Annotated in this window: 5 protein-coding genes; 2 read left to right on the top strand and 3 right to left on the bottom strand. The window is 69.1% G+C overall.

Annotation, left to right across the window (positions count from 1 at the left end; translation table 11 throughout):
- Window positions 1–1,250, bottom strand: a 1,250-nt coding sequence (locus tag AB0O00_RS28395) for a helix-turn-helix transcriptional regulator (RefSeq protein WP_363656493.1), incomplete at its 3' end; no start/stop codon positions are given.
- Between the two features lie 323 nt (window positions 1,251–1,573).
- Between AB0O00_RS28395 and AB0O00_RS28390 the strand changes: the two genes are divergently transcribed.
- Together AB0O00_RS28390 and AB0O00_RS28385 are read left to right on the top strand one after the other, a co-directional pair.
- On the top strand, window positions 1,574–2,134 hold the full coding sequence (locus AB0O00_RS28390) for an ATP-binding protein (protein WP_363656491.1): 561 nt from the start codon (window positions 1,574–1,576) through the stop codon (window positions 2,132–2,134).
- An 88-nt stretch (window positions 2,135–2,222) separates the two neighbouring features.
- A complete protein-coding gene (locus AB0O00_RS28385; RefSeq protein ID WP_363656488.1) occupies window positions 2,223–3,164 on the top strand; it encodes a hypothetical protein in 942 nt (313 codons plus the stop codon).
- Between the two features lie 294 nt (window positions 3,165–3,458).
- Here the strand turns inward: AB0O00_RS28385 and AB0O00_RS28380 are convergent, their stop codons facing one another.
- Window positions 3,459–4,607, bottom strand: coding sequence for a helix-turn-helix transcriptional regulator (locus tag AB0O00_RS28380; RefSeq protein ID WP_363656486.1), 1,149 nt, complete (start codon window positions 4,605–4,607; stop codon window positions 3,459–3,461).
- 3 nt (window positions 4,608–4,610) lie between these two features.
- Window positions 4,611–5,015, bottom strand: coding sequence for an NUDIX domain-containing protein (locus AB0O00_RS28375; protein ID WP_363656484.1), 405 nt, complete (start codon window positions 5,013–5,015; stop codon window positions 4,611–4,613).
- Window positions 5,016–5,341 lie beyond the last annotated feature (326 nt).

Below are 5,341 nucleotides of genomic sequence, written 5' to 3'. Positions count from 1 at the left end.
GGGGCGTAGTCGGCATGAGCCTGCAGATCGACGAGCAGGCCGGCCACCCGCTCGACGCAACGGCCCGACCCCGTGCGGGCGGCGTAGGCGACGGCTTCCCTTCCACTTGAGCACGCCTCGTCGACGTCCCCAGTGCGCAGCCATGTGGAAGCGAGTAGGGCTGCGTCGATCGCGCGCCGCCGCACCTTGTCCTTGCCTACGCCGTCGAGGGCGTCGGCAAGTTGGTTCCTGGCGTCCGGGGCGTGGCCGAGGTCCTGGAGGCAGTGGGCGATCTCGTCCGCGAGGTAGGCGTGGGTGAAGTAGCGGATCCAGCCGGGTTCGTTCTCGTGGTCGGCCGTGTCGAGGAGCTTCTCGGCTTGCCTGATCAGCCGGGTTGCCTCGCCCTCGCGGCGCAGCCTGGCGTTCGCGCGGGCGACGACGGCTGTGATGGCTGCCCGGGTCGCTGGGCTCGCTGCTGTACCGGCCGCCGCGTCTGCCGACATGGCCCAGCGCAGCGCGATCTCCGGTTGCCCGCGGTGCAGGGCAAGGTGCCCGAGGTTCACGGCCACCAGGTAGGCGCCGTACGCTCGGTCGTTGATCGCAGCCGTCAGGGTCAGGGCGCGCTGGTAGAACGTCTGTGCGCGGGCCGGGTTCCCGACGTCGATCGCCTGATATCCGGCGAGTTCGCAGAAGCCGGCCGTGAGCCTGGCACGCCGGCGCGCAACCTGATCGGTGGCGGCAGGCCGTTGCAGCAGGGCTGCGAGCTCCTCGTCGATGTAGTCGCCGACTTGTTGCGCATACCGTCGTGCACCGTGGGTGTGGTCGAGTTGACGGAACATGGCGAGCGTCCCTTCGGCGACCGCGATCTCTTCCTCCGTGACCCAAAGTGAGATCTTCGGTTGCACCGAGGCCGAGTTGACGGCAGCCCAGTCTTCGACCAGAGCGTCGACTTCCGCCAGCTGGGACACGTCGGTCCCGATGGGCGACGCGGGCCCTGGGAGAGGAGCTTCCGCTTCCCTAGTCGGCGGTTCGGACGTAGGTTCTGCAGTCGCATCCCTTTGGGTCTGCCGCAGCAGTCTTTCCAGTTCACGGGCGTCGACGTTCAGTTCCGTCGCCAGCTTTGCCCGCTGCCACGGTCTGGGTTCGGACTTTCCCGTTTCCCATCGGCCGACGGTACTGCGTTCCACAGCCATCGCCTCGGCGAGGCTCTCCTGGGTGTGGCCCGCCGACAGGCGTTGCTCGGCCAGTGCTGTGCGCTTCTTGACCACCATTGGTTGATTCCCAAACTTTCGGCACCCGTTGACTGCGCAGCTCAGCGGCCACTTTGTCGCAGATACGCCGCAGTCACGCCTCAAGTTTGCTCTGTTCCGCGGGATTTCGCGCTGCTTCTCTATTACCCGCCAACAGTGACTGCACGTCCGGCGCGGCGCTCGACCGAGGGAGCTGGTCGATGGTTACCGCTTTGCCCCCACGGACGAGATCGAAAACGGCCCTCGCCGCCGACCCCCGTCCCAGCTTCCGAGAACGCAGCGGCCGACACTCTGTCGTCCACCACCGGTCCTCCCGGACCGCCACACATCCTTGGGGAACCGACATGCCCATCGCCGAGTTCGCGATGCCGACCGGAATCAGCAGCGTCGGCCGTGCTCGTCACGCCGTGCGGGATGCCCTTCACGGGCTCGGGCTCATCCTCTCCCAGGAGGACACGGACGTCGTCATGCTGCTCACCTCCGAACTGGTGACCAACGCGATCGTCCACGCTGTCGGCGGCAGCGAGATCGAGTTGTCCGTACGGGCTGATGTCGGCACGCTGCGGGTGACCGTCACCGATCACGGGACGGGAACACCGCAGCTGCGAACGGCAGCCGAATCCGACCAGGGCGGGCGAGGCCTCGCGCTCGTCAAGGCGCTCGCGCACGACTTCGGCTGGGACCGCCTGGACGACGGCAAGCAGGTGTGGTTCGAGTTGAGCTTGGACAACGACGACAGCGGTTGGCCCGGCGCCTCCATGGCGAACACCCGACCGGGCGCCGTGCCTGCGAACTCCGCCCGGCGATCGGGCACCAGCGCGCCGGAGCCCCGTCCCAAGGCGGTCGTCTGCCGGTACCTCGGACACCCGGACTTCACCTGGACGTACCCGATGGCGGCGGCGTGATCGGGCTCCGGCCGATGACCAAAACGCCCGCTCAAGTGGCCCCACCACCGAACCTCATTCACCCGCGGCACACCCGAGGAACCTGCCGATGAGCGCCGGACCGCGCACCAGAATGCTCCTCAAGACCACCAGCACGGCCCGCAGACACGCGATCACGGCCTCGTACTCGGCCCTCACCCAGGTCTGCATCACCACTGCCGACTGCCCCGAGCAGGCCGAACTCGTCAGCGAGTACCCTACCCACACCTGGGACCTCCCCCAGTCGAACGCGCTCGCCATCGTCCACCGCAACCTCGACGAAGCGTGGGCCCTGATCAAGAGCGCGAAGCTGCTGGAACACCACCAACTGCTCGTCGTCACACCGCACTACACCAACGTCCTCACCGCCGCCTGCCACGCCATCACCTTCTGGCACCCGCCCGGCCCGCAACGGCACGACCCCGCCGCCAGCGCACGGGTGACCGCCGGCGTGCACCGGATCGACGCGACGACGGCGCCGTGGCTCGCGGAAGACCAGCACGACCCGTTCAACGGCCTCCTCGACGGCCTGGACGACGGACCCGTGCCCGATCCCGCCAAGCGGTTCCTGCACGACCAGGCCAGCCAACTGCGCAAGGAATGGGCGGACATCGACTGGCCGACGCCGACCACGCACATCCTCGGCGCCCGCCACGCAGCACGCTGCCATGGCAGCCGTAGCAACCCGCGCCTCTTCCTGCGGCAGCCGCTCCTCCGCGGACACCGGGAGTGGGACCTCGTCGCCGCCCGCTGGCGATCCGACCTCCTCCTCGGCCACCTCAACGACAACATGGGCTACACCCAGACCTACGCCACCCACACCCACACGCCCCACAACCACATCGGCACCTGGCCCGACTACCAGATCGTCCGCGACGTCATCGTCCTCACCGAGGTCATGAGCACCGTCCGCCGCGCACACCTCGACGCCCGCACCCGCCAACAGGCCGACTACCAGATCGCCTGCCTGCGCGGCGCCCATCCCCGGCCCTGGAACTGGGGACGGCGGTAATCACCCCCCGCCGCTCGACGCACTCCCGAAACAAATTGCCTGCACGAATGAGGACTTGATGCTCCGCACCATCACCGCCGCCGCAGCGATCCTCACCTTCTGCGTAGTAATCGTCACTTCCGGCCCCGACTGGGGCTGCTACCCGTGAGTCCCACGTCCCTCCCGCTGCGAGCAGTTCGCAAGGCGTAGCACCCCGCCACACCCGCCGCCGTCAGCAGCCCGCCGGCCCCTGCCCGAACGACACCAGAAGGAACCCTCACCGCTATGCCCACCGAGCTGCCGCCGCACCGAAGTTCAGGCCGCTATCTCGGCCCGCAGCTGCTCCAAAGCGTTCACGGCGCAGTGGCGAACGTCCGGAAGGCTGCTACTCGCCCGGACGACGCGCTGGAGCTGGTGCGGGAGTCGGTGGAGCGTCGCCCCCTGGACCGCCGCAGTCAGCTGCTGTCCTGCTCCGGCCGCATCCCCTTGCCGCAGCAGCACCTCGCCGGCGGTGATCGCCGCGATGATCTGCCACTGGGACGTAGCAGGGAGTCCGGCGGCCGGCGCCTGATCGAGTTGTCGCACCGCTTCCGCGACCCTGCCGGTCACCATGAGGCCGCGAAGACGGACCTCGTGGAGGGTAAAGGCGGAGAACAGCGCCGTGGGCGCAGCTTCGTTCAGAAGCCGGTGGCCGTCTTCGACCGCTTCGTCGAAGAGGGCGGTGTGTCCGGCTGCTCCGGCGGCGCGGGCGAGCAGGACGACCGCCTCGGCGCGTTCGGTGGTGGTGCGGGCGGTGTCGCGAGCCTGCCCGAGGCGGTCCAGTGCGCGAAGGTGCAGGCCGGACTTGCGCAGTTCGTTGCCGTGGTGGCGCAGCGCGTGGGCGTGCAGGCCCGGATCTCCCAGGCGCCGGGCGACGTTCAGGCCCTTGCCGGTCCAGCGCGCCGCGGTGGCCAGGCGCTCCTCCGGCAGAACGTGACCGAGCGCCACTCCGAGGCCGACCCGGGCGCGGACGAGCAGGCCAAGGGTGTCGAGGTCGGCGTGGCCGTCGGCGGTACGGGCTTCGAGACGGGCGACCAGCGGCCACAGCTCGGTGACCGCGATGGTGGCCTGGCCGGCCTGGCGGGCGATCTCGGCCAGGCGCAGGACGGATTCGGCGAGCTGAATCACGAGCTGGTGGTCCGCGTCGGCGTCGTCGGTAATGCCGAGGCAGTGCGGCGGCAGGTCGAGCCGTTCGGCGAGGTGGCGCAGGGCTCCGATGTCGGTGATCGTGCGCGAGCCGGTCTCGATGCGGGAGACGTAGCTGGTGGAGTAGCCGAGGAGGTCGGCGAGTTCCTGTTGCGGCAGGCCGTGGATCTCGCGGTACAGCTGCAGGATCTCGGGCAGGGCGCGGCGGCGCAGGATGTCCTGGGCCCTGGGGGTGGTCCAGCGCCAGCGGATCCCGCCGTAGGGGTCGGTCCCGTGCACCGGTCAGGCCCGGTCCTGCAGTTCGTACCAGCGGGCGACGGAGTCCTTGTAGCCCTTCGGCATGACCAGACCGGGCACCTCGTCGCGGTGGAAGAGTCCGGCTTCCTTGTGCTCGTGGCTGACGACCGGGGCCCGGCGCGCGTCGGTCGCCATGCAGCCGTAGGTGACGATGAAGACCTTGCGGCCGGGGATCGGCTCGTACATCCACACGTCCAGCAGCGGGCCGGCGGTCGCCGTCCAGCCGCTCTCCTCCTGGATCTCCGTGACCACCCGTTCCTCCGGAGTCTCGGTGCCCTCCAGCTTCCCGCCGGGCAGCTCCCACTCCTGCCGCTCGTTCTTCAGCAGCAGTACCCGTCCCTGCGGGTCGAGCACGACGCCCTTGATGGAGATCGGGAAAGCCGTTGGCACGTAGGGCTGTTCTACCGGTCCGTTCATCGCTTCTTCCGGGGTGCATGGGTGGGCACGGGCCTGTCGAAGGTAGCAGTTGCGCGGCGGCGCAACGCCTCGCTGCCCGGTGATCGCGCTTTGACAATCTGTCACTTTCCATGGGGGCGTTCCGGCGAGGAGAGTGTGTCGCCTCCCACCCACTCGGTCCCACGAGGGAGATCCACCATGCCGTCTTCCGACACCCATGGCACCAACGGCGAGGAGTTCACCGCGAGCATGCTGGTCGGAGCAGTGCGCGAGCGCGCCGGAGCGGTTCTGCGCGAACACGGGCTGCTGCGGCTCACCAG

It is taken from the genome of Kitasatospora sp. NPDC093558, assembly GCF_040683475.1.
Classification (GTDB): Bacteria; Actinomycetota; Actinomycetes; order Streptomycetales; family Streptomycetaceae; genus Kitasatospora.
This window is presented reverse-complemented; position numbering and strand designations above follow the sequence as displayed.

What these genes read in the sequence shown, in the direction of transcription:
- AB0O00_RS28390 (WP_363656491.1), top strand. Translation starts at nt 1,574, where the DNA reads ATGCCCATCGCCGAGTTCGCGATGCCGACCGGAATCAGCAGCGTCGGC.
- AB0O00_RS28385 (WP_363656488.1), top strand. Translation starts at nt 2,223, where the DNA reads ATGAGCGCCGGACCGCGCACCAGAATGCTCCTCAAGACCACCAGCACG.